Origin of the sequence: Mesorhizobium escarrei, from assembly GCF_935825525.1 — a bacterium.
Taxonomy (GTDB): Bacteria; Pseudomonadota; Alphaproteobacteria; order Rhizobiales; family Rhizobiaceae; genus Mesorhizobium; species Mesorhizobium escarrei.
Genome location: NZ_CAKXZT010000116.1, coordinates 1 through 24,983 on the forward strand (window position 1 = coordinate 1; position 24,983 = coordinate 24,983).

The window sequence follows — 24,983 nt, forward strand, 5'->3', positions numbered from 1 at the left end:
GCAAGGCTCCCTCCTACCCGATCGACAGTCCCTCAAGCTCTTCGATGGAGGCAGCCTCGTCGAGATCGTCGCGGAACACGGTAACGTCGATGTCCTCGGAAAAACGCTGGATGAGGCCATAGCCTTTTGATAGCGACGTCCCGCCCTTGAAAAGCAGCCGTGGCTCCCCCTCAGGCCGTTCGTGGTAGAGCGAATTGAGAGTCCAGCAGACCCAGAAATCCTTTTCGACATTGCCTTCCGGAGCTCCGATCCGATTGGCCGTGGCGAGGAACAGGTCGATCCGGTCACGTGGGGATGCCGCGATGATCTGGCGGTAAGCATCGGTACTCATGGCTTCGCTTCCTGCGGGTCCGCCCTCAGAATTTCGCGGAGGAACTCCTGCATCCAGATCGGCACGGCGGAGAGACCGGCGCGCAGATCCTCGCGAATGGCCTCGCCGTGCTTGGGGTCGGCAAAAAGGCGGCGCAACGTCGCCTGGATACGCTTCCGTTCGCCCTTCTGGGTCAGCATGTCCTGCATCCAATGCAGGGCCTGGACGACCCGCATCCCCGGCCGATCCGCCCAATAGAGGCGGCTAGGGGCAGCGTATTTGAAGTGGATTTCCTGCGTGCCGAGCTTGATTGGCTTCAACCGCGCGTCGACCAGCACTTCTATTCGGGCGGGGACGGCGGTCGTCAGGCCGAGGTCGTTGGCGGCCGTCATACCATCGATGACGGCGCGCGCCCGATCGCGGCGCGTGACGGCGCGGATCACAGCGCGATAACCCGGCACGGTGGCGCGGCCAGTCAGGTTGTTCGTGCGCGGCCGGTCATAGAGGCCTCGGTCGATCCGGCGCAGCTCCCCGGCGGCTGCCAGGCGCTGCAGGGTTTTGTCCACGGCGGCGCGCGTGCCGAGATCGGCGAAGTCGCCGGGGGTCCAGACCTCATCGGGTTTGGACTCAATACGGGCAAGCAGGCGTGAGCGAAGATCGGTATCGGGCTCAACTAAGGGCATGTCCGAAATATGCTACAAGTTTCGGACAAAGGCAAGGTATGAGTCCGAAGTATGCTACAATTTTCGGACACTCAGCGGTCGCGCCCGCGCTGAGGCGGGCCGCCATTCGCCGCTGGCGGCGCCAGACGAGTTACCCCGGCGCGGATGCTGTAGGTGTCTCTCGACGATCCAGCGCAATACAGCACGTATGTCGATGAGGCCGAGCGCCTGCGCCTTGCTCGCCGGCATGCCGACGCTCAGGCCAGCCGTTGCGCTGCCGCATCGGTGGCGAGGACGACACGGCGACTGGCGCACCTATCAGCGCTCGCTAATGAACCCCCGCCGTGGTCCTAGTGGTGTGGGTAATGGCCCTCACGCCGGCGCAGCGAGAACCTTCTGGACCGCCGAAGGTGAACATCCGGCCACCTTGGCAACCTGCCTAACGGACAGCCGCTCGGCCTGATCAGATCATGGTCCAGCACCACGGGCCTGCCGGTCTTCCACGGCTCGCCCTTGGCTTCCGCCTTGGCTTTGGCCTTGGCGATCCCTTCCATCTGCCGTTCCTTCCTGAGAGCCGTCTCAAACTCGGCAATCCAAAGGATGCTAAACACGAGCTTCCCCGTCCGGGTGGTCGTATCAAGCGAGGCATCGTCCTGCACCTTGAACCCGACACCCTTCTTATCGAGGTCCTTGACGATCTGGCGGAGGTGCGCCGCTGTGCCAGTCTATCGACCTTGGAAACCGAGCACGGCAGTTATTATGAACGGAAAGGCCGCGCCGCCAACCAGCAAGGAATTACGAGGGCATGCGCGAAGTCGGCACGTTCGCCGTGCCGGGCGCTAATTTGGGCTTCGCAGGATGGATCGCAGAAACGACCATGCCTCCCGCTGCTCTTCATCAATCGCTTTGGATTCGTCCCAACCTTGCAGCCAAGAGCGTCGCTTTTTGGTCAATAGGGGATAAGGGCAGGCCGATCGGGGCAGCTTTAGGCAGTAATGCGTCTATGCCTTCGTCTCTCGGGTCGGGCTTGCCCACGTGTGTGCCTCCCTATGCTTTCCGCCAGGCGCTTCTATTCGCGCGGAGTTAAAGACGGTTCAAGGGTCAGAAGAGGAAACCGACCACGGCAGTTATTATGAACGTAAAGGCCAATTCCGCGACTTGGCCGAGAAGGAGTTGTAAAGTGCGGCGGCCTACCCCGCGCGGCGAATTTCCTCTCGCTTCGGAAGCTTCCAGTTTGGTCTTGGGAAATGACAGGTGTAGCCATTGGGATAGCGCTCGAGGTAGTCCTGATGCTCCGGCTCGGCCTCCCAGAAATCGCTGACCGGCACCACCTCGGTCACGAACTTACCGGGCCAAAGCCCGGATGCTTCGACATCGGCGATGGTGTCTTCCGCAACGCGCTTTTGCTCGTCGTCTTTATAGAAGATCGCCGAGCGGTAGCTCGCGCCGACATCGTTGCCCTGGCGGTTGCGCGTCGTTGGATCATGGATCTGAAAGAAGAATCCCAGCAGATCGCGATAGCTGATCGTGTCTGGATCGAACACGATCTCGATCGCCTCAGCGTGGCTGCCATGATTGCGATAAGTAGCGCTAGGGACCTCACCGCCGGTGTAGCCGACGCGGGTGGAAATCACGCCGGGGTAGCGGCGGATCAGATCCTGCATACCCCAGAAGCAGCCGCCGGCAAGCACTGCGCGTTCGGTCGTCATGGTCTCTGACCTCCTGAATTTGGGTTCATCGCCAATATAGGCATTGTTGCCATCTTTTTTCAGTCGCAGGCCATTTGACACAAACGCGTCGCCCGATGGAGATTATCCTGAACAGCTAGCGCAGTGCACGCGCCATGTCAGTCGACACGATCATGGGCAAGTATAGAGACCAACGCGAGCCACGTAGGCATCGGTATGACGATGAGCCGGTTTCCTTTTCGGAACGGGCTTCCGAACCAAGCTACTTTCAGCGGCCCGCGATTGGGACCGCAGACCCTGCCGACGCCGAGATATTGTGGTTCAATGCCAGCAAGGGGTTTTGGCTTCGTCAAACTGTCGGACGGCACGGAAGCTTATCTGCACATCCGAGTGTTGGAGGCTGCCGGAAGCCGCGCTGTTTCCGAGGGGACACGTCTCAAGGTCGCGGTTGAAGAAAGTCCAAGAGGTCATCAGGTCGTGCAAGTGCTGGAGATCAGCGATCAGATCGCGAAAACGCCGGCAGATACGCGCCGCGCTGGAGCGTCCACCGAGGAGACGGGTGCGCAGCTGAAGAGCCAGGGCGCGGTCAAATGGTACAATCCCGAAAAAGGCTTCGGCTTCATTAACGGTGAGAAGGATGTCTTCGTTCATGCCACCGCCCTGACCCGCTCAGGGCTCAGCGTGCTGGTGGAGGGACAGAAGGTGTTTATCGAATGCGGGCAGGGCAAGAAAGGCCTGGAAGTCCGGAGCATTCGCCTCGCCTAGAAGCCAACACGTTGGCCAAGTGGCCAAATTGCCGCTCATACAAAGAAAAAGCCCACTGCCGGGAGGAGGTGGCAGTGGGCTCGATTTGAAATGCAGCGCGGGAGGAGGTGCGCCGCATTCAGCGCCGGCATCGCATCTGGGAGGAGTAGATGGCCGACAACAGGATCATATCGATCGCCGGAGATATTGCAATGCACAAATTTCATATCGCATGTGCGAAAGCGTTACCTGAGTGGAGGCATCGACATTGTCTCGAAAGATCCACCACCAAATCGTTGCAATAGCTGGCGGCTTTAGAAATTAATGGTGCTGGTCATTTTGCTCTCCTTTGTTTGTTGCAAGGAGGGCAGAATACTATGCTGGGCGAACTCGGCGTTCTTATCGAAAGTCCCGTGGCTTAGGCAGCTTAATCGACATGGTCGCCGGCTCGGGATAAGATCCCTACGAGCATATCGACAGCACCAAGGTGAAGACCCGCGATTTCCGATAGAAGCTGCAGCGAATATACCGTCATCATGTGGTAGTCTGGCCCGCATGACGACGCTTTATCTCAATTGGCGCGGAAGACGGTGAATCCCACAAAGCCGAATAAAACGCATCCGCCGAAATGGATCGAGCCTCAGCTGACGCGCCTGGTCGACGAAGCGCCCAACGGCCCCGATTGGCTTCACGAAATCAAGTACGACGGATACCGCATGCACGCGCGAATCGACGGCAGCGACATCCGCTTGCTCACCCGCACCGGCCTCGATTGGTCGCATCGCTATCAAGCGACGATAGCGGCCCTCCGCGCGCTGCCGGTGAAAGAGGCATATGTCGACGGGGAGCTGTGCGCCGTCCGGGCAGACGGCGTCACCTCCTTCAGCCGCCTGCAGGCCGCTATGGACGAGGGCCGCACGGGCGATCTTGCCTTCTTTGCTTTCGATCTTCTGTTCCTGAACGGAGAAAGCTTTGCGAAGCTGCCGCTCATCGACCGCAAGGCGCGACTGGAAGGCCTGTTTTCGACCGACATGCCTGGCCTGCGCTTCAGCGATCACGTGATCGGCAACGGGCCTGCGTTCCGCAAGCACGCCTGCCGGCTTGCACTCGAGGGCGCAATCTCAAAGCGGATCGACAGCGCCTATGCATCCGGCAATCGCGGCCTATGGGTCAAGTCAAAGTGTCTCAACAGAGAGGAATTCATCGTCGTCGGCTGGACCGATCCGACTGGAAGCCGGTCGCACCTCGGCTCGCTGCTTCTCGGCTACTACACCGATGATGGTCGTCTGTTATATGCGGGCCGCGCCGGCACGGGCATCACGGTTGCAGAGCTCAAGCGATTGGCTCGCCGGCTTGGGCCGCTTCAGACAGCTCGAATGCCCCTCGACGTTCCGCCGCCGCGCGAGAGCCGGTTCGGCTCGCCGCTTGAACTGTCGCGGGTGCATTGGGTCAGGCCTGAAGTGGTGGTCGAGGTCACCTATCTCACCTGGACGGAAGACAATCTCCTGCGCCAGGTCTCGTACCAAGGCGAGCGTCAGGACAAGCCAGCCCGGCAAGTGGTGCGCCCCCCGCCCCATCCCTGATCGACTCGGGCGCCGTTCGTTTCAAGTCACCCCACTTGCCCTACCTGCAGTGTGCCGGGGGGAAGGGCCTTGATCAGCGACTTCGCCGACACCGAATGGTCGAGCCAGTCCGCCCACGCGCTGCGATCGAGGATAACAATCTGCCTGTCATGATAGGGCGCGATATCGGGCCCAGGCTCCATCGTCAGCATGGTGAAGGCTTCGCCGACCTCCGGCGTGTCACGCCAGATTCCAGCAATGCAGAAGATCGGCTCGTCATTCTTTGTGAAGAGCCACTTGTCTTTTCGCTTCTTCTTGGGATCTATCGGATCGGTGAACTCGTAGAAGCCGTCCGCGACGATGAGGCACCGGTTAGAAGAGAACTCCCGGCCCTCTGAACGGAAATTATAGACGGGCCGCTTGTTCGGTCCGGGCCAGCTCCAGCGCCGTTGCACCATGTCGCCTTCGCCTCGGACGCCCTCGATAGTCCTGATGATCGGCGCCACGTCCGTGATCTTGATGTCCTCGCGCGCCTGGAGGTTCGGCGCTCCTTCTCCGAAGCGGATCTTGATCTTCAGGTCGGCAAAGTCCTCCACGATCGAAGCGACATCCACCGTCAATCGATAATCATTGCACATCGGTCCTCCGTCTGTCCTCCGTCCGATCGCATTGCACCGCGATCGAACCGAAACCTGCCGGTCCCCTATCGGCCCCAATGCGCTCATTTCGGAACATGCCCAGCCGACTAAGTGGCGATTGGAAATCAATACCCCTGCGCCGCAGTGTTCTGGTTTGTGCCTCAAAAATCGCATAAAAGGCAGTGTGGAACGGGCTGAGCAGTTCCTGAACCGCCCGGCGCCTATCCAGCGGCGATAATAATTCAGATGTTCGCAGATCGGTCGCTCCACTTCCCGATCGGCGAACGCCAGCAAGGAAATGCATCAGATCCCTGGTCTTCGGCGTTTACGGCTAGGTGCCGCAGACGCAGACGTTTGCAACTGCCAGGAAAGGCTTTCACCGGTAGCAGTCGGTCACGCACACGACCCAGATACAGCACGGAAACAGCAGCGAGCCCGCCGCGTGAAGAGCTTGGGACGCCGCTCGGTTCGAACCCACTGCTCCGGCATAGTCTGCCGGGTATGCGCACGATTGTCGCTAAGCGCCGAGCGGATTTTCGGCCAGGGGAACTCCGGGCATTCCTCGCGCCCTCGCCCTCGCGCAACACCGCATGCTTAACAGAAACGATAGCACGCACTCTCACAATTAATGGCCAGCGACGGCCGTTCGGCAGCGGGCTTCGTCGCTAGCGAGGACGAGGGTGTCGAGTCTACAACCAAATGTCGGGGGTCGGACATGGACGGCAGCTTACCATTCAGGTCATTGAAAGCTTTATTCCTTTGGCACGATTAGTGCAACGGATGATCCGCAAACGTTGCACGGAACCGATAGAATGTGAGGGGAGCGTCATCCAGATTTTTGCGTTGACCGTCCACTCAGTCTTCACCCAGTGGCAGCCGCGCAGGCGCTGGCGGACGCCAGCCAGCCCGATAGCCCATCGATCCAGTCGGCGGAGAACAGTAGACAGAATGGGAGAGACACCAGTATGAACTGCGAATGTGAAATGGTTGCTCGGGTAAGCGCCATCGCCTTGCTCTGGACGGCCACCGCTGCATCGGCGAACGAAGGCATGTGGATGCCGGCCCAGACTGCGGAAGTGGGCGCGGCCATGCGCGCGGATGGGCTCCAGATCGATCCCGCGCAGCTGAGCCGACTGGACGCTGCCCCGCTCAACGCGATCGTATCATTGGGCGGATGCTCCGCCTCCTTCGTCAGCCCGCAAGGACTGGTCGCGACCAATCATCACTGCGTGTTCCGATCCATGCAGTACAACAGCAAGGAGAGCCAAGACTATCTCACCAACGGCTTTCTGGCGAAGAGCCTGGGTGAGGAATTACCCGCGGTGCCCGGCAGCCGCATCTATGTGATCGAGGATATGCCGGATGTGACCGCCGACATGCTCAAGGGCGTATCGGACAAGCTGAACGGCTTTGCCCGCTATGAGCGGCTCGACACGAACCGCAAGGCGCTGATCGCCGCATGTGAAGAACAGCCCAATCGCCGCTGCGACGTAGGGTCCTATTATGGCGGCGCCTCCTACTATCTCCAGCAGAAGCTCGAAATTCAGGACGTGCGCCTCGTCTATGCGCCCGGGCTCGGCATAGGTAACTTCGGCGGCGAAACGGACAATTGGATGTGGCCGCGCCACACAGGCGACTTTGGCTTTTATCGCGCCTATGTCGCCCCTGATGGTTCCTCCCGGCCTTATGCGCGCGACAACGTGCCCTACCGGCCGAAGAACTGGCTGCGCATCGCCTCTAAAGGCGTGCAAGAAGGCGATTTCGTGATGGTCGCCGGCTTTCCCGGAGCAACCAATCGGTTCCTCACCGCGGATGAAGTCCGGTTCAACTTCGCGCACTACGAACCGCTGTTGCAGCATTTGCTGTCGGATTATGCGGCCCAGATCAAGCAAGCCACGGCAGGCAATCGCGAAGCGCAGATCCGCTACGCCTCCATCCTGCGAGGCGTGGAAAACTACAAGAAGAAGCTGGCGGGCGATCTTGCCGGCGCCGACGCGATCGGCCTCGACGGGCGCAAGGCTAACGAGGAGAAAGCTTTTCGCGCCTGGGTCACTAAGTATCCCGTACGGCAGACGCGCTTCGACGCAGCAATCCGCGAACTGGACGCGATGGTGAGCGAGAATAGCCGGGCTTCGCTGGCGAGGCTGCGCCAGGCGCTGCTGGACCGCGCGCAAATCCTCTCATCGGCACGCACTCTCTATCGCTGGGCGAAGGAGCACGAGAAGCCCGATGAAGATCGCGAAAGCGGCTTTCAAGATCGTGACCGTAACGAGACCGTGGATCAACTGACGCAGATCGAACGCAGTTATCTGCCCGTCATCGATCGCAAGCTGTTCGAGGCTGCGCTCGATGAATATCGCCGGCTGGACGCAAAGGACCGCGATACTGCGTTCGAAACCACTTTGGACCAAATTGGCCTTGACCGACTTTATGCAGACACCAAACTCGCAGACACGGCAACGCGGCTCGGCTGGCTCGACAAGCCCGCTGCTGCCTTCGAGGCGTCGGACGATCCTTTCATCAAGCTGGCGGTCGCGCTCTATCCCGGCGACATAGCTGCGAAGCACGCTGCGAAGGACCGCGCTGGACGCAGCCAGGCGGCTCGCGCCATCTTTATGCACGGCCAGCGTGCCTACCGCCAGGCAATCGGCCGGCCGATGTATCCCGACGCGAATGGCTCGCTGCGCATCACCTGGGGCAAGGTGGCGGGGCGAACACGCGACGGGCAGATCTGGATGCCCTTTACCACGGCCGAGGGACTTCTGGCCAAAGAAACGGGCAAGGGTGAGTTCGACGCTCCAGATGCGGCTATCGCAGCGATCCGAGCCAAGGATTATGGCCCCTATGTCGCGCCGGCGCTGGGCACGTTACCGGTCAACTTCCTGTCCACCGCCGACATCACCAACGGCAACAGCGGCTCGGCGACGCTGAACGGACGCGGCGAGTTCGTGGGTCTCGCCTTCGACGGCACGCTCGAGGGCGTAATTTCTGACTGGGAGCGCAACGCGGACCGCAGCCGCAGCATCCATGTCGACGGTCGCTTCATGCTCTGGACCATGGACAAGATTGACGGCGCTAGCCGGTTGCTCAAGGAGATGGGAGTGCTACCGGCGTCGCGCTCCTGAGCGGGGTAGTCTGGCGGTAGGCGAACGAGTCGGCGTCAGCCAGCCAGAACGGCACATCGGGACATTGACGTGACCTTGCCACAGCGATCGTTGATCGTGCTCGAATCGGCCGGCGCTCCAACGCATGCGCAACATTCGAAGGTTCGCCAGCGCCTGAGCAGTTGCCAATTCCGTTTCCCCCTTGGCATACCCGTCCAATGACGTAACTCGGTGCAGTCGCACCGAGCAACGCTTGTTCGTCTACTCGAAAACGAGCAACCCGAGTTCTGAAGCCGCGTTGAACCGACTATTCCCTCGCAATGGAGACAAGACGATGCAGCTCTTCTGTGGAGAAAATGCCGAAATGAAAACCGCCGGACAGGAACAACGGCGGTCCACAGGAACGGGAGGCCACAGATGTGCAAGGTTTACGCGAGACAGGATCCCGAAGGATACCGCCAGACCAACCGTTCGGTCCGTGTTGCCGGCCATTCGACCAGCATCCGGCTCGAGGCCGCTTTTTGGACACTTCTCGACGAAATTGCCGAGAGCCAGGGTCTGTCAACGACGAAATTTATCTCCAAGCTCTGTGACGAGGCACTCGAGATCAACGGAGATATCCCGAACTTCGCGTCTATGCTCAGGACTACCTGCGCACTCTATCTGCGCGGTTACCGGCCCTCACACGAGCGTCTTAAATTCAAGCGAAGCTGCGTGAAGGCGAGAGGGCGCAGGTGGAGCATTTGCACCTGCGCGCGGACACGAATTTGCTCGGTCGCTAGACCTTGGATCAAGCGGAACGCTGGGCAGACTCTTTCCCTAGCTGGTGACTCCGCCGGTGAATGCTTGTTTGCGTCGAACCGTTTGTAATTCGCTCGACTGGCATTGATGCGCCCCTCGTGGAACGGGATAAATCTGCAGGGGGATAGGAATGGTGCCCAGAGGTGCCCGACCCGGTCGGTGCTTATTTCGAAGCCTCTGTAAACTCGCGCATATACACAAGCCCTAGGCGATACCTGTGTCGCCGATGCCGCAATGGCAGGATGCTTACAAAAGAGGACATATCAGACCTAATAGCTGAGCGGCCGTTGTAGCAAACCTGAAAAAATATCAATCAATCAAAGTATTACCGCCTTGGCATGCTCCTTGCGAGGTTCATGCAGATCTTAGTAGTGTAAGCGTCCTTATCCGGGATGCAGCGCTCACCGGGGAGGTAGAAGCCTTGAAATCCAAAGATGTGCGTGCCCAAGCCTATTCGATGCCGCTGACAAGCCCCGCCTACCCGACGGGGCCATATCGCTTCGTGGACCGCGAGTACCTTATCATCACCTACCGGACGGACCCCGACCGGCTACGCGCCGTAGTCCCTCAGCCACTCGAATTCGATGATCCCTTGGTAAAGTTTGAGTTCATTCGCATGCCCGACTCTGCGGGTTTCGGGAGCTATATTGAGTCCGGCCAGGTCATTCCCGTTAGGTTTAACGACGTGATCGGCGGCTATTCGCATGCCATGTATTTGGACGACGGACCGCCAATTTTGGGTGGCCGTGAGTTGTGGGGATTCCCGAAGAAATATGCACATCCTGCGTTAGAGGTCTATGGAGACACACTGGTCGGCACCCTCGACTACGGCCCGGTCCGGATCGCAACAGGCACCATGGGCTTTAAACATTGGGCGCTCGACCACAGCGAGGTTCTGGCCTCGCTGTGTCAGCCGACATTCCTCCTGAAGATTATTCCGCATGTCGATGGCAGCCTGCGCGTCTGCGAGTTGGTACGCCTTAAGATGGAGGACGTGACATTGAAGGGCGCATGGGGTGCTCCCGCAGGCTTGGACTTACGGTCGCATGCACTCGCGCCGATTGCAGAACTGCCGGTTCTGGAGGTCGTTTCAGCCGCCCATTTCATCGCGGATCTGACACTCGGCCTCGGGACAGTTGTTCACGACTATCTGGCCGAACCGCAGGCGGCGTGAACCCGAAGTCAAGGTGATCAGAAAACGACCAGCGTGTAGGTCGGGCAACAAAGAAAGTTGGCTCTCACGAAGCAGAATCAAGCCGTTGCGGAAAGTTTTCGGTGTGCCGTTCGCGGACGGTGTGGCCGTGCGACGACTGTTGCGATGACGATGAGCCCACCTCGTAAAGCTAGATCGGAGTCATCGGATCTCGTAACAGAATCCCGCGCTCACAGCCCCACTCTGCGAGGGGCGCTGTATATGTCGCGGCGTCTATAGCGCGGGGCGACGCGTCAGTAAAAATGGAGTTGGTGAAAGCTGTGGATTCAAGAGTTCCTGTTGCCGAGCAGCAGAAAACGAAACCGGGCTTCCCCGATTTGGCATCGGCGACCAGCCATGATCGTCCGTTCTCCTGGCAAACATCAAGAAAACAGAATCGACTTTTCAGTGGCATCGACCCGATGCTGGCGATAATGGCCGTTTTCGCTCCATTTCGCTCTTGGTCGCAGGCAGGTTGCCCGAACAGCACGGACTCGTCCGCGTTGAGCCGATCGCCACGAATGTTCGAAGTTACTCATGGGCTTGCTGCGCTCGCGTCGCCGTGCCGGGCAACAGGATTAGGTCGAGGGTCTTTCCTGGCCCCGGGGTTCTCACACGGCAAGCCTTCCTCGCGAGCCGATGCTATCGTGCCAGTTTCGCAGACCGGGTGGCTATGTCGCGTAAGACAGAACGGAGAAGCATTCCAATTTCCTGTTCGGCGAGCCCCGGTCCAATTCCTGATTCGGAGAGTTGGACGAGAATTGCCTTGACGGTGCTGCGCCAGAACGCGTTCGCGTCCTCCCCGTTCTTGGATTCCAGGACCCGCGCGATACCTTCAACCAATTTCCGCCGACGATGCAGCGGAAACGCGATTATATTTGATTCACCCATCGATCACCTCACGCCTTCAGCCTCGCAAATAAGCATTGGCGGGTTAAAAGATTTAGTTATCAGCGCAATTTTGCAAAGTGCCTATCAGTGGAACAAGGGCCCCACTACTGCCCAATCCGGGGTTGAGCTGTCAGTCTGAGGGCCAACCTGAGCGTTGCAAAAGGGAGGTGGTTCGCGAAGGTCAGTCGTTGAAACGGCATCCACCGACTAGGTGCAATGGGACATTCTAGAGCCAAGGCATTCCGCGCTTCCGGTCTCAATCTCGTCGTCAGCGCCATCGTTCATTGGAACACCGTCTATCTTGACCAAGCAGCGACGCGCCTGCGCACTGGTGTTCCTAAGGAAGCGACAAAACTGCCACAAGTACGTGGCCAGCCAGCCTTTCCGCCACATCCAATGTCTCTCTCTTGTCATCGGCACGTTCCCACCTCGCAGGATGCGTTCCACCTCGACAGCGATCAGCCGTGCGGCCTCATCGCGCCAATGTCGGCTTGGTCGACTTCCCGCAGCCGGCAAATTTCTCGCTTCGTCATCGCGGTAGCTCATCCACTGGTCAGAGTCAGACACAATGTTCGGTCGGCCGTTACTCCAGAAAGCGTTCCTCGTCGACTTTGACCTGATCCATCCTTTGCAAACGGAACACCTCCTCGACGGAAACGATGTCTCGGTTGACGTTGTGGATGCCGCGATCCTTGAGGATCCGCGCGAAGACATCCTTCATCGCCGTGACCGAAGCGCGGATCGCGTGGTTGCCATAGATCACGATCGCGATCCTGCCGAGCGCCTTGATACGTTCCTCGTTCATCTCCGGATACGCAGTCGGCACGATCACGATTGGCGCCTTGCCGCTCCAGGCACGCACGAAGCTTTCAACTTCGTCCGGCGCCTTCTGTTTCGAGTGGATGAGGATCATGTCGGCGCCGGCCGCTTCATAGGCTGCTGCGCGCTTGCCGATATCCGGCGCAAGCAAGCCCAACTGGCCGAGTTGCCTGAGATCGCTTCACCGTCACGGACCTGGACCGGCAGTGTCGCCGACATGATCGAGGTCGACGCCAGTCTGAGAACGCGGCTGTCCTCGAGTGTGGAAGAGCTCGAACGGGTGACGACGAAAATCGCCTCGGTCGACGTGGACGCGGTGATCCTTGCGATTTCCGAACGGGTTCGCGCCCTGGCCGACCGCAAGGTGCGCCACGTCTCGGCCGGCCTCGACCTGCCAAGTCGCAGGACGGAGCTGCAAATCCTGCACAATGCCGTGGCGACCTGCCTTGCCGCTCTTGGAAGGTCCTCCGAGCCACACCCTGCCAAACTGCTCTTGCCTGCTGCAACCATAGGCGCTGTGCGCACCATGGTCGAGCAGCGATCCGGGATCGTTACCAGCGTGCGCGTTGCGCGCGAGGAGGCCGCGGCTGCTGCTGATGCGCTTCAGGCGGCACGCGAGCGGGTCGGCGAAGAACGGGCCGTCCCAGAGCCTGCCAGGGCAAGGCTGGTTTCGGCTTTGTCTACGGCGAAGGCCAGCGGGTACATGAAGGAGACCAAGGCGGCACACGAGGCCGCGGATGCGGGTACAATTCGATGGGAGGCCGCGATCACGCGCTTGCATCCCTGGTCGGGCGATGCTCAGGCATTGGCCAGGATCGCCATTCCGAATGCTGGACAGCTTGGCGCATGGAAGGCGCTGGCAGCAGAGCTCGGGAAGAGCAGGGGTGTCCTTTCCGAACGTCTTGCCGAGCACCAAGGCAATCACGACTTGCTTTCGGCGCGGCTGGAAGCCCTTCGTGCCTCGGTCGATGTCACCGACGATGATGCGGCGGACGTCATTCGGCGTGCCCGGGACGAGTCCTGGGCAAGGCATCGCGATGACCTGACTGGCGATACGGCGGATGATTTTGCGGCAGCACTGGCTCAAGACGACCGCGTCGCGGAAGGCCGTCTGGCCAACGCCCGGGAACTCGTTGAGATCCGTAGCACAAGCCGGAACATCGCAGAAACCGCGGCCACCATCGCGCATGCGCGCGACCAGCTTGCACGCAACGGCTCAGATCGGGAGGCTGTGCTCTTGGAAATTCGCGCAGCGGCAAGAGACCTGCTCGGACCGCGCCAGGAAACATCCCCCGAACAGCTGATCGAAATGATCGAGGATCGCATTGCTGCCCGGGTCGATGCGCTCGCGGCATGGGAGGAGATCGAGCTTTCCCGCAAGAAGACCGAGCGCGCGGTTGATGAGGAAGGCCGAATACGCCTGGAGCTGAGCGGCGCGCTGGCGAGCGTCGGCGTCGGTTCAGATCCTGGTGACAGCCTGGAAACGGTCATGGCGGTGGCAGAGCTGTTCCTTGAGAGGCAATTCAAAGTGGACGCTGAGCGCACCGAGGCGCTCAAGACCGTTGGCACAAGGCAAGAGGATCTGGCCGGCAGGCGCCGAGCCATCGAAGTCGCAGAGCGGCGTGAGGATGAATGGCTAGCCGGCGTTGCCGAAGCGCTCAAGGGGCACCTGGCTCGAGAACGGCATCTCGGCGCCCGGCGTCGGCGGCGTCCTCGATCAATTGGCTGAACTGTCCAAATGTCTTCAAGACCGGGACGCCATGCAACTCCGTATCGACAAGATGGAAGCCGACAGGGACAATTTCCTGGTCGAGGTTTCCGCCGTTGCAGCCGAAGCGGACGAGACGGCCGACGACGACGAACCGGAACAGCTGGCTATTCGGCTTGCCTCGCGCCTGGAGCGCGCCGAGCGCACGTGCGAGGCCAAGGCAAGCCTCGTCAATGACCTGCAGCGCCTGCAGGATGGGCGTGAGATCCTCGATGCCGAGATTTCGGCACATGAGCGCCGCAAAAACGAGGTCCTGAGCGTCTTTGGCGTGGCCACGCTATCCGAAGTCGTGCAACGCGACGAACTGCTGCGCGACAGGGATCGCCTGCGCACAACCGTGGCCGAACTTGAGGAACAGGTTTCGTCCGAGCTCGCGGTGGAAGGGTTCGAGCAGGCGCGTTCGATATTAGATGCTGTCGATCTCGACAGTCTTGCAATCGAGAAGGCTGAGGCCGAACAAAGGCTTCACGCTTCTGACGAGGCGATACAGCACCAGCTTATTCGGCAGACGCGCGCGACCGACAAGCTGGACGCCATTGGCGGCGACAGCGCTGTTGCCCGCATGGATGCCGAACGGCGCACCGTCCTTCTCGAAATCGAGGAAAAGGCCGTCCGCTATATCGAGCTGAAATTGGGAATAATGTCGGCTGGAAATGCTCTGCGTCTCTACCGCGAGCGTCACCGCTCCGGGATGATGGAGCGCGCATCAGACGCATTCGCCCTCATGACGCGCGGCCAGTATTCTGGCCTGACAACTCAACCTGTGAAGGGTGGGGAAGTGCTCATCGCGTTGCAACGCGATGGACAATCCAAGGTCGCCGACGCGCTATCAAAGGGCGCGCGCTTTCAGCTCTATCTGGCGCTCAGGCTTGCTGGGTACTACGAGTTTGCGCAGTTTCGGCCGTCCGTGCCCTTCATCGCAGACGACATCATGGAAACCTTCGACCATGTCCGTTCCGAGGAGGTCTTCAGGTTGTTTGGCGAAATGGCAAGTGCCGGTGTGATCTATCTTACGCATCACCAGCACCTATGTGAGATCGCCAAGGCCGTCGTACCGAGCGTAGCGATTCACGAACTTAGATAGCAATGGGTGATTGTGTCGTAACCGCTCTACGTCCATGAGGGCGTTTTGCGCCACCAAAATTTGATGACGACATCGAGCTCGGCAGCTACTTGGATTGTTAGTAGCAAGTTAGCCAGAGCCATACTGGTCCGAAATATGTGGACATTTTTCGGACACTCGAAGGTTGAAAGTCGGCATTCGACCCAAACACGCCGCAGACCATTCGACCTTATGTCGATGAAGATGCGCCAGGGTCTGGAGTGGGCTGGGATCAACCAGCGTAGGTCAACGAACCGAGTATGGTTTGGTTGCGATGGAGAGGCGGACGCCAACCACATCTTCAATAATGCCCGCCTGCTTATCGCCTTCACCATCGAGGTAATGCGACGAAATTCGCCGCGCCTCAGGATCGCTCAATGCTTTCTTTACTGCGGCTGGTGCGTCATTCTGACTCGAGCAACGGAGGTCGGAGTTATGGCCCGCGAAGTCGAGTTCCAGGATGACGATGTGCTGGTCACGTCGCGCAACCCGCTGAAAGGCACCTTGCTGCTGATTACGGATGACGATGATGAGGTCGAACTGCAACTCGACAAGGAAACCGCCGAGGCATTGTTGAGTGCGCTGGGAGCCTTTCTAATGGAAGGCGTGGTCGGTCCCCTATAGCCCCCTGCCAAACCCACCAGCGCGCGCTCCTGCCGACCGCAGTCGTACGCGGCCCTTGGCTCTGTCGCCCTGGCGGGCTTCCTTTGCCAGCGAACGCTTTCCACACTTCGGCTCGCGGCAACTCAGTTCGCCACGGGAACGTGGCGCAGATCGCTCAGCCCTCGAATTGACTTGCACCTGTCTTGGTCAACAGCAACCCATCGCACCAAACGTGGTCTACGCATCCCCACTCACAGGCGGCAGCTGCATCCGGAAAAAAACCACGTCCATTGAGATTTGCGCTCGTGTTGCAGAGCAGCGAAATGCCCGTGAGTTTCTCATATTCCATCAGAAGTTCTGCAATTGGGTGTTCAGAAGTTCTCGAAACAGTCTGAAGTCGCGCTGTCCCGTCGAGATGGACGACCGCGGGGATTTTGTCTTTCCACTCCGAACGGGTTCGGTGATCGAACAGCATGTAAGGATCCGGCGTGCCGGGGTCAAACATGTCAGGTGCACGATCCTCCAAGCATATTGGCGCTACCGGCCGGAAGTGCTCTCGAACTTTGATTTTGTTGAGATGGTCCTTCATTTCCGGCGAAGTTGCGGCCGCCAGGATGCTTCTGCCTCCCAGAGCACGTGGACCAAGCTCTGCGCGGCCTGCAAGGAACACCACAGGCTTGTTGTCGGCGAGCACGCTGGCAAGTTCTTTCAGGCTGCAAGCAGAAGATTGCCAACCAGGCGGAACCTTGCCATGGCTCACATTTGGCCCGCTGTAGACTGACCAGTCGAGATGTACGAAACCATTATCGGCGGCCAGCGCGCAGCAAGCGGCACCGATCGCCGATCCGCTGTCGTTTGGAAACGGCGGCACCCAGACTGCGTCGAACAAACCGCTCGCCCGAAGGGCGCTGTTCCATTTGATGTTCAGCCCGCATCCGCCGGCTATGCACAGGTTTCGGGTTTCGGGAACCGAGTACCCACGCAGCGTGCTTGTCATCCCCCGGACGAGAAGACGCTCTACGAAGGCATGGAAGGAAGCAAGAATGTCCTCGGGCGTTTCGGCGATTAACCGCGACGCGCTTGCATCGAAGAAGTCGTGCACAGCCGTGAGTAACGCGTCTTCACTGTGGCTGTTGTTCCTGTAGCCAAAGGCAAGGTCCGTATCCCCGGCGAAATGATAGTCGTAAAGCTCCTGAAACACATTCATGATGTGTTCATGGACCACACCGAGCGCGATATAGGCCATCAACTTGCCGGCGATACCGAGATTCCAGCCAGTCCGCAGTTCTTGCCTGTAAGGACCGAAATGTTGGCCCGCGGCGGCATAGGCATGGCCTATCATCGGAAACAGGCACCCAACAAATCGGACTCCACTTGGCTCGACGTAGTAAAGCCGCGGAAAGATGCAGCCGTCCCATACCAGACAAAATGCCGGTTCCTCTGCTTTGGCGAATGAGCTGGTGCAGTATGCGGAAGCTACGTGCCCAAGAACATGCGGGTAGCTTTCATAAGAAAATACCCCATTGTCGAGCATGAGACCGGAACCTTGATAGGCTGTCAGGGGATTTTCAGCGTCCCGCTCCACATATGGCGCGCCGTTGAGAGTGATAGGGGAGCCCTTACTCAGAACCTGGAATTCCGACTGGATCTCACCGTCCCATCCGTCAATGACGAACCGGTCGATATCGCGCGGAGCAAGCCCGTTTTCCGCCAAAACGGCGACGACCGTCTCAAGCCGCTCGATATGTTGGTATCGTGGGTTGTTGTCGAGCTTCTCCTGCTCGATGCAAAAGACTAATCTGCCGTCTTCCACGACAGCGATTCCCCCGTCGTGCGTCAGCTTGATACCGCAAATGCGCATAGTAGATCCTTGTCGAGGTGACCGTGGTGCAACCGCAGAAACGGCTGGAAAACATAGCCGTGGGTTTTGATGTTGCGCTATGCAGGATCATGAGGAACCGGTAAATTAGATTGTTTGGATGTGAGGCATCCGCGCGGTGAATGATAAGGTCTGCCGCGTGATTTAGAACAAGATGGCTGACACCAGCGCTGTGCGGCACAGTAACAAGGGCTGGCCACCGCAAGCCGCTGGGCAACGATGTGCACGGTCACGCATCACCCGCGCCACAGGAGGTCCGCGCTCCCTAGGCACCGAGCGTGCGCGTACTGAGCACGAAGGTGTCGCGCTAGAGCCTTCCCTGATCAAGCTACTCTTTAGGTCTCTATCGACAAGATTTTCGATGGCGAGGGCAGCGCCCAATTCGCCTTTTGAATCGCGCCGTCATGTTGGCGGCACAACCTCCGACATCGACGGATCCCGCCTGCAGATCGGCAGCGGATCAGAGCGGCTAAGCGCGTGTGAGGCTAGCGCGGGGTTGGTCAAACGGGCATTGTCTCGGCTCATAGATGCAGTGGTACCGGGTCGGCTCGGCAAAGAAGACGAGCGGGGTCCTATTGACGGATATCGCCTTGGGGGCGGAGAGATGACCGGCTTGCACAGATTTGAGAGGGCGGTCGTTGTTCAGGTTGGCCGCCACAGTTCTGAGCGTATCGTATTCGATGTCAACCAAGCGGCCGCTATCCTGATCCGTGACCTTCATCATCGGACCGAGAAACGGAGGGTAGCGATGGACGCTTGTCTGCAGGTATTGCGTGGTGAGGCCCATCCACCAGCTGCTCGAAGGGCTTTTGTGGCAGCCGCGCTTGAAGCAAAGATCCTTCGCAGCGATTGAATGCTGTAGCACATCAAGGTTTTGGTGCTTCGAGTGGAAGTCGTCTGGCCCGAATACTCTTCCGGAGAAATGTAGGCGTTGGCGGCCCGGAACGCAGCCTACCTCCCTCGCCGATAAGACGTTCTGCCAATCGAACAGGATGCGATTGGCGTCGAGACCTGTCGACCCATCGGCGATCAGCACGCCGCGCGCATTGTTTCCGATCAGATTATGGAGAACATCTCGGCTAATCCCATCGAAAGGGTCGGTGCGTACATTTTTCCCTCGGCGATATGAAGTCGCGCGGCTTACGATCCGACACCTGATCCTAGACGGTCCAGGACGCCGGCGAGTTGGCACTTCGCGGCAGCGGAAAGCGGCTTGATTGGCCGTGGGGGCTCGGCGGAACAGATTTCGAGGAGCTCGGCGATTGCGTAGACGACGCGAAGGCTCGAGAACGTCTTAAAAAGCTCCCACACCGGGGCCAGGGTGGCGTCGATCCGATGTGCTTCTGTGTAGTCGCCGTGCTGAGCGGCTCTGACCATTCTCAGGCAGGGGTCGGGCAAGATGCCACCGAGGACGCTGTACCATGTATCGGCGCCTGCGATCAGGGCCTCGGTGGCGTTCCAGTCGCCGCTGTAGCCGATCGAGAATCCTTTCGGCACAATTTTTTTCTGGTGCGCAAGTTGGCCTTTGATAGCATCGCCCCGGTCGGCTGAGTTTTTAATTGCGAAAATCCCAGGCAGCTGTCCCAGACGCTCGATGAGCGCTGGCGTGAACCGAAAATGCGTGTTTCCAGGATTGTCGTAGATCACGATCGGTAGGCCGCTTTCGCGCGCCACTGTCGAAAAATGCTCGAAAACTTCGTCGTCAGTGAGCGGGGTGTAGGAAACAGCCGCGAGCAACCCCGCGGCTGCGCCGAGGGCCTTCGCATCACTTGCATAGTGTACCGCTTCATCGGTGCGCAAAGCGCCCACGCCCACCACGAGCGGGACTCGTCCACGCGTCTCGTCCAGCGCCTCGCAAATCGCCCGGCGGCGTTCCGCGCGCGACAGATACATGTAGGTGCCGGTGCTACCGAGCAGGCCGATGGAATCCACCTTTGCTGCGCAAAGCCGCGCTATCAGCTTTCGAAGCGCCAGGACATCGACGACGCCGTCACTGTCGCTTGGCGTTATTGGGAAGGCCGAAAGGCCGCTCAGGAAAGCCATGCTGAAGCTCCCGTTGTTACATTGGGTGAAGCGTTGGGCATCAGATCCCGTCCAGTGCCTGTTCTAGATCCGCGATCAAATCGGCGGCGTCTTCGAGCCCTACCGACAGACGCATGAGGTCGTCGCCGACTCCGTCAGGCAAATGCGCGTCCGTGCGGATTGACTTGCGCGAGCGCGTCAGGCTTGCCGGATGATAGATGAGACTGTCAGCGTCACCGAGGCTGACCGCCCTGATGATCAGCTTGAGCCGGTCCATCATACGGCGCGCGCCCTCGAATCCCGTTTGGAGGCCGAGAGCCAACATGCCCGAGCCTTGCGACATCTGTCTGCGCGCGATCTCATGGTCGGGATGAGAGCCGAGAAATGGATAGCTAACCCAAGCCACAGCCGGGTGCGCCTCGAGCGCCTGAGCGACCGCAAGCCCAGAGGCACTGTGACGCGCCATACGCAACGTGAGTGTCTTCAATCCGCGCAAAATCAGGAACGCCGACAGGGGCGAGAGCGCTGCCCCGGTGAGATAGCGCAGGCCAGTTTCGCGCAGCAGGTGCAGTGTTTTCGCATCGCCGAGTATCACACCGCCCAGAGCATCGCCGTGGCCATTGATGTACTTGGTCAGCGAATGGATCACGATGTCGGCTCCAAGTTCCAGCGGACGCTGAAGGGCGGGCGAGGCGAAGGTGCTGTCGACGGCGACCTTCACGCCGCGAGAATGGGCGTGTTCGGCAATGCCGGCGATGTCGAGGATACGGCTCAGCGGGTTGATTGGCGTCTCGAAGAACACGAGCCGGGTCCTGTCAGTGATGGCGCCATTGAGATTGCTCGGATTCGACAGGTCGACGGCAACGACCTTGATGCCAAACTGCGGCAGCCCCTGTTCGACCATGGCGAGCGTATTCGAATAGAGTGTTTTGTGGACAATGAGTTCGTCACCTTGCGAAAGCAGCGAAAGGATCAGCGTCCCGAAGGCGGCCATCCCCGAGGCGAGTACCAGCCCAGCTTCGGCTCCTTCGAGATTGGCGAGCCGCTTTTCGAGGATCTCGGTGGTGGGGTTGTATTCGCGTGCGTAGAGCCTTCCGCCAAGCGCGGCGGCGGCTTCGTTTGCTGCCACGCTTTCAAATCCATAGGTCGATGTAAGAAACACCGGCGTCTGAACGGAATTGGAAAAGCCGGCCAGATCGTAGCCATGATGGATGGCCCGGGTGGCGAATGCGAGACCGACGTCGTTCCGGGACGGCGTTGATGTTGCCTCGGCTTCAAGCTGATCTTCGGCGCTGGTCATCGGCTTTAGCCCTCTTGATTTCGGGGACAATGCCGTCACACTAACTCAGAGGGAACGTCCAGTTGGCGATGAAAGAAATGGTCCAGCCTTCTCCTGCCGCGTCGACGGTTCGCTCGCAAGGCCCGGGCGCGCGCCAGATCTGCGAAGCTCTTCGCGAGCAGATCCTGGGCGGGATCTATGAAACGGGCAGCCAGCTGCCGTCGTCCCGCGGCCTCGCAAATGAACTCGGTGTGTCGCGAACCACGGTCACCGTGGCATATGACCAGCTGGTCGCCGAGGGTTTCATCGAGGTCATTCAAGGCGCAAGACCTCGCGTTTCATCTTCGCTAGTCCGGAGTAAAGCGACCAGCGCGGTCCCGAAACGGACTGGCCCGATCCACCTTTCCTCTTACGGCGAGCGACTGCGCGCCAATCCGCCAGGGCGCGATTACCTCCCCAACCGCTTCAAGGTCGATTTCCGTTATGGCGACCTCGCGCCATCTGATTTCCCGGCGCTGACGTGGAAGCGCGCGATGAACGTGGCGATGTCACAAAGCCCCGGAAGGCTGGCCTACCACGATCCACGCGGCTCGCATCGCTTGCGCCAGGCGCTGCAGGGATATTTGTGGCGTGCCCGAACCCTTAGCTGCCAGGTCGAGCAGATCCTCGTCGTCAGCGGATCACAGCAGTGCCTCGACATGTGCGCGCGACTGCTGCTCGATCCTTCCGACAGCTTCGTGATCGAGGATCCCTGCTATAGAATGGCGCGCCAAGTCTTTGCCAGCACAGGAGCCACGCCCGTCGCTGTCGCCGTCGACAACGAGGGCATGAAGACCGAGCTGCTGCAGGAGATCCCAGCGCGGCTGGCCTATGTCACCCCGTCGCACCAATTCCCGCTCGGCGGCGTCTTGTCAATTTCGCGGCGGTATCAGCTCCTCGAATGGGCTCGGCGCAATGACGCCTATATTATCGAGGACGATTACGACGGCGAGTACCGGTACGACATTCGACCGGTGGCCCCGCTGCATAAGCTGGAAGACCGCAGTTCCGTAATCTATGTTGGCACGATCTCCAAGACACTGTCGCCGATGCTGCGCATCGGCTACCTGGTGGTTCCGGCCGAGTTGCAAGACGTCTTTGCGATGGCCAAGCAGCTTCTGGACAGGCATTCTCCGGTTGCGGAACAGGAGGCGCTGGCCTCACTCATCGAGAGCGGTGCATATGAAAGCCATGTGCGCCGCGTCCGCCGTCTTAACGGCGAGCGGCGAGAGGCACTGCTTGCCGTCCTTCGACGCGCGTTCGCAGACAGCATCGCCATCGAGGGGGCCGATGCAGGGCTGCATGTCGTCGTCTGGTTCAAGGATCTTTCCCGGTCGCTGGAGGACGTCCTGGTTGAAGAGGCGCGGCAGGTCGGGGTTGGCATCCATCTGATCTCATCGCTGTACATCCGAGATGAAGGCCGCGCTGACCGGATTGGACTGGTGATGGGCTATTCCGCCCTGACCATTCGGCAGATCGAGAATGGCGTTCGGCTCCTTACTGGCGCTGTCCAACGGGTAAAGAGTTTTGCCGAGGATCCGGCAAGATGCTCAATACCCGCCCTGACAGCGAGCGGACCTGGCTCGTGACCCCAGAGTCGCGCCGGCATTGATCGCAGACTGGATCAGCAAGACTTGCCAGGACTGGCTCTGTCGGCCAGTCCGGGTCCCGGGCAGGACTCTGAACCCTGGGACCTGGGGAAGGGAATTTCTTGAGGAGACTCTCAAATCCGGTGGAAGCAAGGCGCGGTCGCGGCCTGCTTAAAGGAGAAAGCGTTGTTGGATTTTCCGCTGATCGACGAAGAAATAGCAGAGATCGCACCTGACTTTCGCGCAATCAGCATTCTTGTTGATGCACAGGACAGTGCGCGAGGCGTCATGGCTCGGGACGTGTTGGGAGAGGCTTGCGATTTCGTCCGAGCGGGGGGACCCGCCTGGGGAGAAGCGCACTTGGCCAATTGGGCCGAGGCATACGTCCGGTTCGGCGCGAAACCAAACCGGACGCCATGCTCGGCGCAGGCATTGAAAAAGCGGGTGGAGAAGGATGGCCGAATCCCACCAATAAATCCTGTCGTCGACCTCTACAATGCAGTGAGCCTGCGTTTCGCAATACCGATTGGCGGCGAAAATTTCGATGCATATGTCGGCAAACCGCGGCTGACGATTGCCGTAGGAACGGAGTCCTTCCACACTGTTTTGAATGGGGAAGCGGTCGTCGAAAGCCCTTCCAAGGGGGAGGTCATCTGGCGCGACGATCTGGGAGCTACATGTCGTCGCTGGAATTGGCGGCAGGGCACGCGCACCCGGTTGGAGACGGTGGGCGGCCGCATGTGGTTTATTTTGGAAAGCTTGGCAGCGATGCCGGAAGAGGCGCTGGAGCAGGCGGCAAAGATGCTCGTGAGCGGTCTGAAAGAGCTGGCACCAGGGTGTAAGGTCTACAAGCAGGAAATCACCACAGCTAAAGGCTCCGCTGCCAGTTCCGACATGCGGGTCGGTTGAGGAACGTGCCCGTCCGGATGTATGATCGGTTCGCTCGCAACCAGTGCGTTCCTTTGCGGTCCGGGCCTCCTGGGGCTGCGAAGGTCGACAGGAGGTAAAGCCTCTCGCCATTTCGTACTCGGCAGGCCAGCGGAAGATGCGCCACTTCATAAACCGAATCGACCCAGCGTAGCCACGCTCCAAACATTGCGCACCCCTTCGGGTTGGTGCTTTGATCAACTTCAACTGCCGAGGCTGAACTGGCCTGCATGCGCGACCTGATAGGCAGGCCGGCAGCACGGAAAATATCGGCGATCTCGATCGAGATGCCGAACGCTCACCCGTCGGGCGAACTCTCCGCCTCCTTGAAAAGGCCAACTTCTCGAGCGGACCGCAAGCGGCATATCTGCGGGTCGCGAGCTTGCGTAGACCGCCGCGTGTCGAGCTTGCGTCCCCAGCAGGACCTGGGTGAGGCCGAGGTAGGCGCCGTCTTCAGGGGTGGCGAAGCTGTGACGCAGCGTGTGCCGGCCGGGCCCTTTGACGGTGTTGGCGCTTTTGCTGTCTCGGCGACGATCCGATGGATCTGCAGCGTCGGTCTCGCGTGCTGCCCCGGGAACAGCCAGCCGCCGCGTCCCGCGATGCCACTTCACCAACTGGACGGCTTCAATTGCAACAAACTGGCTGTTTCCAGAGGGCCAGATTGCCAGTATTTAACCTGCAACGCACACACGGAGTTCCCCCGATGTACACCCCTCCGGCCTTCCGAGATGATGATATGGATTTCCTGCGAGCGAGCATCCGCGCAGCGCCGCTGGCGAACTTCGTCACCGCCACGGCCGAAGGACTCTTCGCCTCACCACTGCCCCTCTTGCTAGATGAAAGCGAGGGCGAGCACGGCGTGATCTACGGCCACCTCGCGAAGGCCAATCCGCAGTGCCGTGTTCCGCCGCGATGCGATGGCTTGGCCATCTTCATGGGACCGGATGCTTACGTGACCCCGGCGTGGTATGCGGCCAAACAGGAAACCGGGAAGGTTGTGCCGACCTGGAACTACGTCGCCGTCCACGCCTATGGCCCGGTCGAGTTCTTCGAGGATACGGGTAGGCTGCTGGCCGCCGTGCATCGCCTGACCGACCACCACGAGGGTGGGCGCGTCTCGCCTTGGGCAGTGTCGGACGCGCCGCCGGATTTCGTGCAGGCGCAACTCCGCGGAATTGTGGGCCTGCGCATGCCGATCACGAGGATCGAGGGCAAGCGCAAGATGAGCCAGAATCGGAGCGCGGCCGACCGCGCCGGAGTGGCTGCGGGCCTTTCTTCTAGCGAGCGGGCATCTGACCGTGAGGTCGCCTCTCTCATCCCCATAGCAACATAAACTTCGTCGGTATCGACCACCATGCCAGATT

Annotated in this window: 20 protein-coding genes and 2 pseudogenes; 12 read left to right on the top strand and 10 right to left on the bottom strand. The window is 59.8% G+C overall.

Annotated features, from left to right (window positions below):
• Positions 1 to 22 precede the first annotated feature (22 nt).
• The 4 genes and pseudogenes from NMG80_RS09060 to msrA all read right to left on the bottom strand — a co-directional run.
• Positions 23 to 331 (bottom strand): annotated as a pseudogene (locus NMG80_RS09060) (nucleotidyl transferase AbiEii/AbiGii toxin family protein); the annotation flags it as partial.
• A complete protein-coding gene (locus NMG80_RS09065; RefSeq protein ID WP_254017807.1) occupies positions 328 to 993 on the bottom strand; it encodes a DUF6088 family protein in 666 nt (221 codons plus the stop codon). The pseudogene NMG80_RS09060 and the gene NMG80_RS09065, both read right to left, overlap by 4 nt.
• Before the next feature lie 329 nt (positions 994 to 1,322).
• Positions 1,323 to 1,631: a recombinase family protein gene (locus NMG80_RS09070; protein ID WP_244603063.1), complete on the bottom strand. Its 309-nt coding sequence runs from the start codon at positions 1,629 to 1,631 to the stop codon at positions 1,323 to 1,325.
• Positions 1,632 to 2,162: 531 nt separating this feature from the next.
• Positions 2,163 to 2,681, bottom strand: a complete 519-nt coding sequence (gene msrA / locus NMG80_RS09075; protein WP_123151132.1) for a peptide-methionine (S)-S-oxide reductase MsrA — start codon at positions 2,679 to 2,681, stop codon at positions 2,163 to 2,165.
• A gap of 261 nt (positions 2,682 to 2,942) precedes the next feature.
• On the opposite strand from msrA, the gene NMG80_RS37025 reads away from it, so the two are divergent.
• Together NMG80_RS37025 and ligD are read left to right on the top strand one after the other, a co-directional pair.
• Positions 2,943 to 3,425, top strand: coding sequence for a cold-shock protein (locus NMG80_RS37025; protein WP_301943240.1), 483 nt, complete (start codon positions 2,943 to 2,945; stop codon positions 3,423 to 3,425).
• A gap of 569 nt (positions 3,426 to 3,994) precedes the next feature.
• Complete coding sequence (gene ligD, locus NMG80_RS09085; protein WP_254017808.1) at positions 3,995 to 4,987, top strand: non-homologous end-joining DNA ligase; 993 nt, start codon at positions 3,995 to 3,997, stop codon at positions 4,985 to 4,987.
• A 26-nt stretch (positions 4,988 to 5,013) separates the two neighbouring features.
• Here the strand turns inward: ligD and NMG80_RS09090 are convergent, their stop codons facing one another.
• Positions 5,014 to 5,604 carry an SOS response-associated peptidase gene (locus NMG80_RS09090; protein ID WP_254017909.1) on the bottom strand — a complete coding sequence of 197 codons (591 nt, stop codon included), beginning with the start codon at positions 5,602 to 5,604 and terminating at the stop codon, positions 5,014 to 5,016.
• Between the two features lie 869 nt (positions 5,605 to 6,473).
• Here NMG80_RS09090 and NMG80_RS09095 point away from each other — a divergent pair.
• The 3 genes and pseudogenes from NMG80_RS09095 to NMG80_RS09105 all read left to right on the top strand — a co-directional run bounded on the left by NMG80_RS09095 (position 6,474) and on the right by NMG80_RS09105 (position 10,683).
• Positions 6,474 to 8,729, top strand: a complete 2,256-nt coding sequence (locus tag NMG80_RS09095; RefSeq protein WP_254017809.1) for a S46 family peptidase — start codon at positions 6,474 to 6,476, stop codon at positions 8,727 to 8,729.
• Positions 8,730 to 9,125: 396 nt separating this feature from the next.
• A pseudogene (locus NMG80_RS09100) lies at positions 9,126 to 9,389 on the top strand (ribbon-helix-helix domain-containing protein); the annotation flags it as partial.
• Positions 9,390 to 9,930: 541 nt separating this feature from the next.
• A complete protein-coding gene (locus NMG80_RS09105; RefSeq protein WP_077378813.1) occupies positions 9,931 to 10,683 on the top strand; it encodes an acetoacetate decarboxylase in 753 nt (250 codons plus the stop codon).
• Between the two features lie 660 nt (positions 10,684 to 11,343).
• Here the strand turns inward: NMG80_RS09105 and NMG80_RS09110 are convergent.
• Positions 11,344 to 11,592, bottom strand: a complete 249-nt coding sequence (locus tag NMG80_RS09110) for a DUF6074 family protein (RefSeq protein WP_254017810.1) — start codon at positions 11,590 to 11,592, stop codon at positions 11,344 to 11,346.
• Between the two features lie 583 nt (positions 11,593 to 12,175).
• The gene (locus NMG80_RS09120) at positions 12,176 to 12,505 is read right to left on the bottom strand and encodes an isocitrate lyase/phosphoenolpyruvate mutase family protein (RefSeq protein ID WP_083918308.1); all 330 of its coding nucleotides are present in this window, start codon (positions 12,503 to 12,505) and stop codon (positions 12,176 to 12,178) included.
• Between NMG80_RS09120 and NMG80_RS09125 the strand changes: the two genes are divergently transcribed.
• The 3 genes from NMG80_RS09125 (at position 12,491) to NMG80_RS09135 (ending at position 15,905) form a co-directional block, all read left to right on the top strand.
• A complete protein-coding gene (locus tag NMG80_RS09125) occupies positions 12,491 to 14,140 on the top strand; it encodes a hypothetical protein (protein WP_254017811.1) in 1,650 nt (549 codons plus the stop codon). The two genes, NMG80_RS09120 and NMG80_RS09125, sit on opposite strands and share 15 nt — an antisense overlap.
• Positions 14,141 to 14,171: 31 nt before the next feature.
• The gene (locus NMG80_RS09130; RefSeq protein ID WP_254017812.1) at positions 14,172 to 15,263 is read left to right on the top strand and encodes an ATP-binding protein; all 1,092 of its coding nucleotides are present in this window, start codon (positions 14,172 to 14,174) and stop codon (positions 15,261 to 15,263) included.
• A 216-nt stretch (positions 15,264 to 15,479) separates the two neighbouring features.
• Positions 15,480 to 15,905, top strand: coding sequence for a hypothetical protein (locus tag NMG80_RS09135; RefSeq protein WP_254017813.1), 426 nt, complete (start codon positions 15,480 to 15,482; stop codon positions 15,903 to 15,905).
• A gap of 154 nt (positions 15,906 to 16,059) precedes the next feature.
• Here the strand turns inward: NMG80_RS09135 and nodU are convergent, their stop codons facing one another.
• Entirely contained in the window at positions 16,060 to 17,745 is a 1,686-nt protein-coding gene (gene nodU, locus NMG80_RS09140) for a nodulation protein NodU (protein WP_008871996.1), read from the bottom strand.
• A gap of 622 nt (positions 17,746 to 18,367) precedes the next feature.
• Here nodU and NMG80_RS09145 point away from each other — a divergent pair.
• Entirely contained in the window at positions 18,368 to 18,616 is a 249-nt protein-coding gene (locus tag NMG80_RS09145) for a DUF982 domain-containing protein (RefSeq protein WP_077379103.1), read from the top strand.
• A 287-nt stretch (positions 18,617 to 18,903) separates the two neighbouring features.
• Here the strand turns inward: NMG80_RS09145 and NMG80_RS09150 are convergent, their stop codons facing one another.
• Together NMG80_RS09150 and NMG80_RS09155 are read right to left on the bottom strand one after the other, a co-directional pair.
• Positions 18,904 to 19,806, bottom strand: a complete 903-nt coding sequence (locus NMG80_RS09150; RefSeq protein ID WP_254017814.1) for a dihydrodipicolinate synthase family protein — start codon at positions 19,804 to 19,806, stop codon at positions 18,904 to 18,906.
• Positions 19,807 to 19,846: 40 nt separating this feature from the next.
• Positions 19,847 to 21,085, bottom strand: coding sequence for a trans-sulfuration enzyme family protein (locus NMG80_RS09155; RefSeq protein ID WP_254017815.1), 1,239 nt, complete (start codon positions 21,083 to 21,085; stop codon positions 19,847 to 19,849).
• Between the two features lie 68 nt (positions 21,086 to 21,153).
• On the opposite strand from NMG80_RS09155, the gene pdxR reads away from it, so the two are divergent.
• The 3 genes from pdxR to NMG80_RS09170 all read left to right on the top strand — a co-directional run bounded on the left by pdxR (position 21,154) and on the right by NMG80_RS09170 (position 24,952).
• Positions 21,154 to 22,692, top strand: a complete 1,539-nt coding sequence (pdxR, locus tag NMG80_RS09160; RefSeq protein WP_254017910.1) for a MocR-like pyridoxine biosynthesis transcription factor PdxR — start codon at positions 21,154 to 21,156, stop codon at positions 22,690 to 22,692.
• Positions 22,693 to 22,878: 186 nt separating this feature from the next.
• Entirely contained in the window at positions 22,879 to 23,601 is a 723-nt protein-coding gene (locus NMG80_RS09165; RefSeq protein WP_254017816.1) for a B3/B4 domain-containing protein, read from the top strand.
• Positions 23,602 to 24,322: 721 nt separating this feature from the next.
• Positions 24,323 to 24,952, top strand: coding sequence for an FMN-binding negative transcriptional regulator (locus NMG80_RS09170; protein WP_008871987.1), 630 nt, complete (start codon positions 24,323 to 24,325; stop codon positions 24,950 to 24,952).
• Positions 24,953 to 24,983: the final 31 nt, after the last annotated feature.

What these genes read in the sequence shown, in the direction of transcription:
- pdxR (WP_254017910.1), top strand. Translation starts at nt 21,154, where the DNA reads ATGAAAGAAATGGTCCAGCCTTCTCCTGCCGCGTCGACGGTTCGCTCG.
- NMG80_RS09135 (WP_254017813.1), top strand. Translation starts at nt 15,480, where the DNA reads ATGAAGATGCGCCAGGGTCTGGAGTGGGCTGGGATCAACCAGCGTAGG.
- NMG80_RS09065 (WP_254017807.1), bottom strand. Translation starts at nt 993, where the DNA reads ATGCCCTTAGTTGAGCCCGATACCGATCTTCGCTCACGCCTGCTTGCC.
- NMG80_RS09120 (WP_083918308.1), bottom strand. Translation starts at nt 12,505, where the DNA reads ATGATCCTCATCCACTCGAAACAGAAGGCGCCGGACGAAGTTGAAAGC.
- NMG80_RS09170 (WP_008871987.1), top strand. Translation starts at nt 24,323, where the DNA reads ATGTACACCCCTCCGGCCTTCCGAGATGATGATATGGATTTCCTGCGA.
- NMG80_RS09130 (WP_254017812.1), top strand. Translation starts at nt 14,172, where the DNA reads ATGCAACTCCGTATCGACAAGATGGAAGCCGACAGGGACAATTTCCTG.
- nodU (WP_008871996.1), bottom strand. Translation starts at nt 17,745, where the DNA reads ATGCGCATTTGCGGTATCAAGCTGACGCACGACGGGGGAATCGCTGTC.
- NMG80_RS09150 (WP_254017814.1), bottom strand. Translation starts at nt 19,806, where the DNA reads ATGGCTTTCCTGAGCGGCCTTTCGGCCTTCCCAATAACGCCAAGCGAC.
- msrA (WP_123151132.1), bottom strand. Translation starts at nt 2,681, where the DNA reads ATGACGACCGAACGCGCAGTGCTTGCCGGCGGCTGCTTCTGGGGTATG.
- NMG80_RS09090 (WP_254017909.1), bottom strand. Translation starts at nt 5,604, where the DNA reads ATGTGCAATGATTATCGATTGACGGTGGATGTCGCTTCGATCGTGGAG.
- NMG80_RS09145 (WP_077379103.1), top strand. Translation starts at nt 18,368, where the DNA reads ATGACCGGCTTGCACAGATTTGAGAGGGCGGTCGTTGTTCAGGTTGGC.
- NMG80_RS09110 (WP_254017810.1), bottom strand. Translation starts at nt 11,592, where the DNA reads ATGGGTGAATCAAATATAATCGCGTTTCCGCTGCATCGTCGGCGGAAA.
- NMG80_RS09155 (WP_254017815.1), bottom strand. Translation starts at nt 21,085, where the DNA reads ATGACCAGCGCCGAAGATCAGCTTGAAGCCGAGGCAACATCAACGCCG.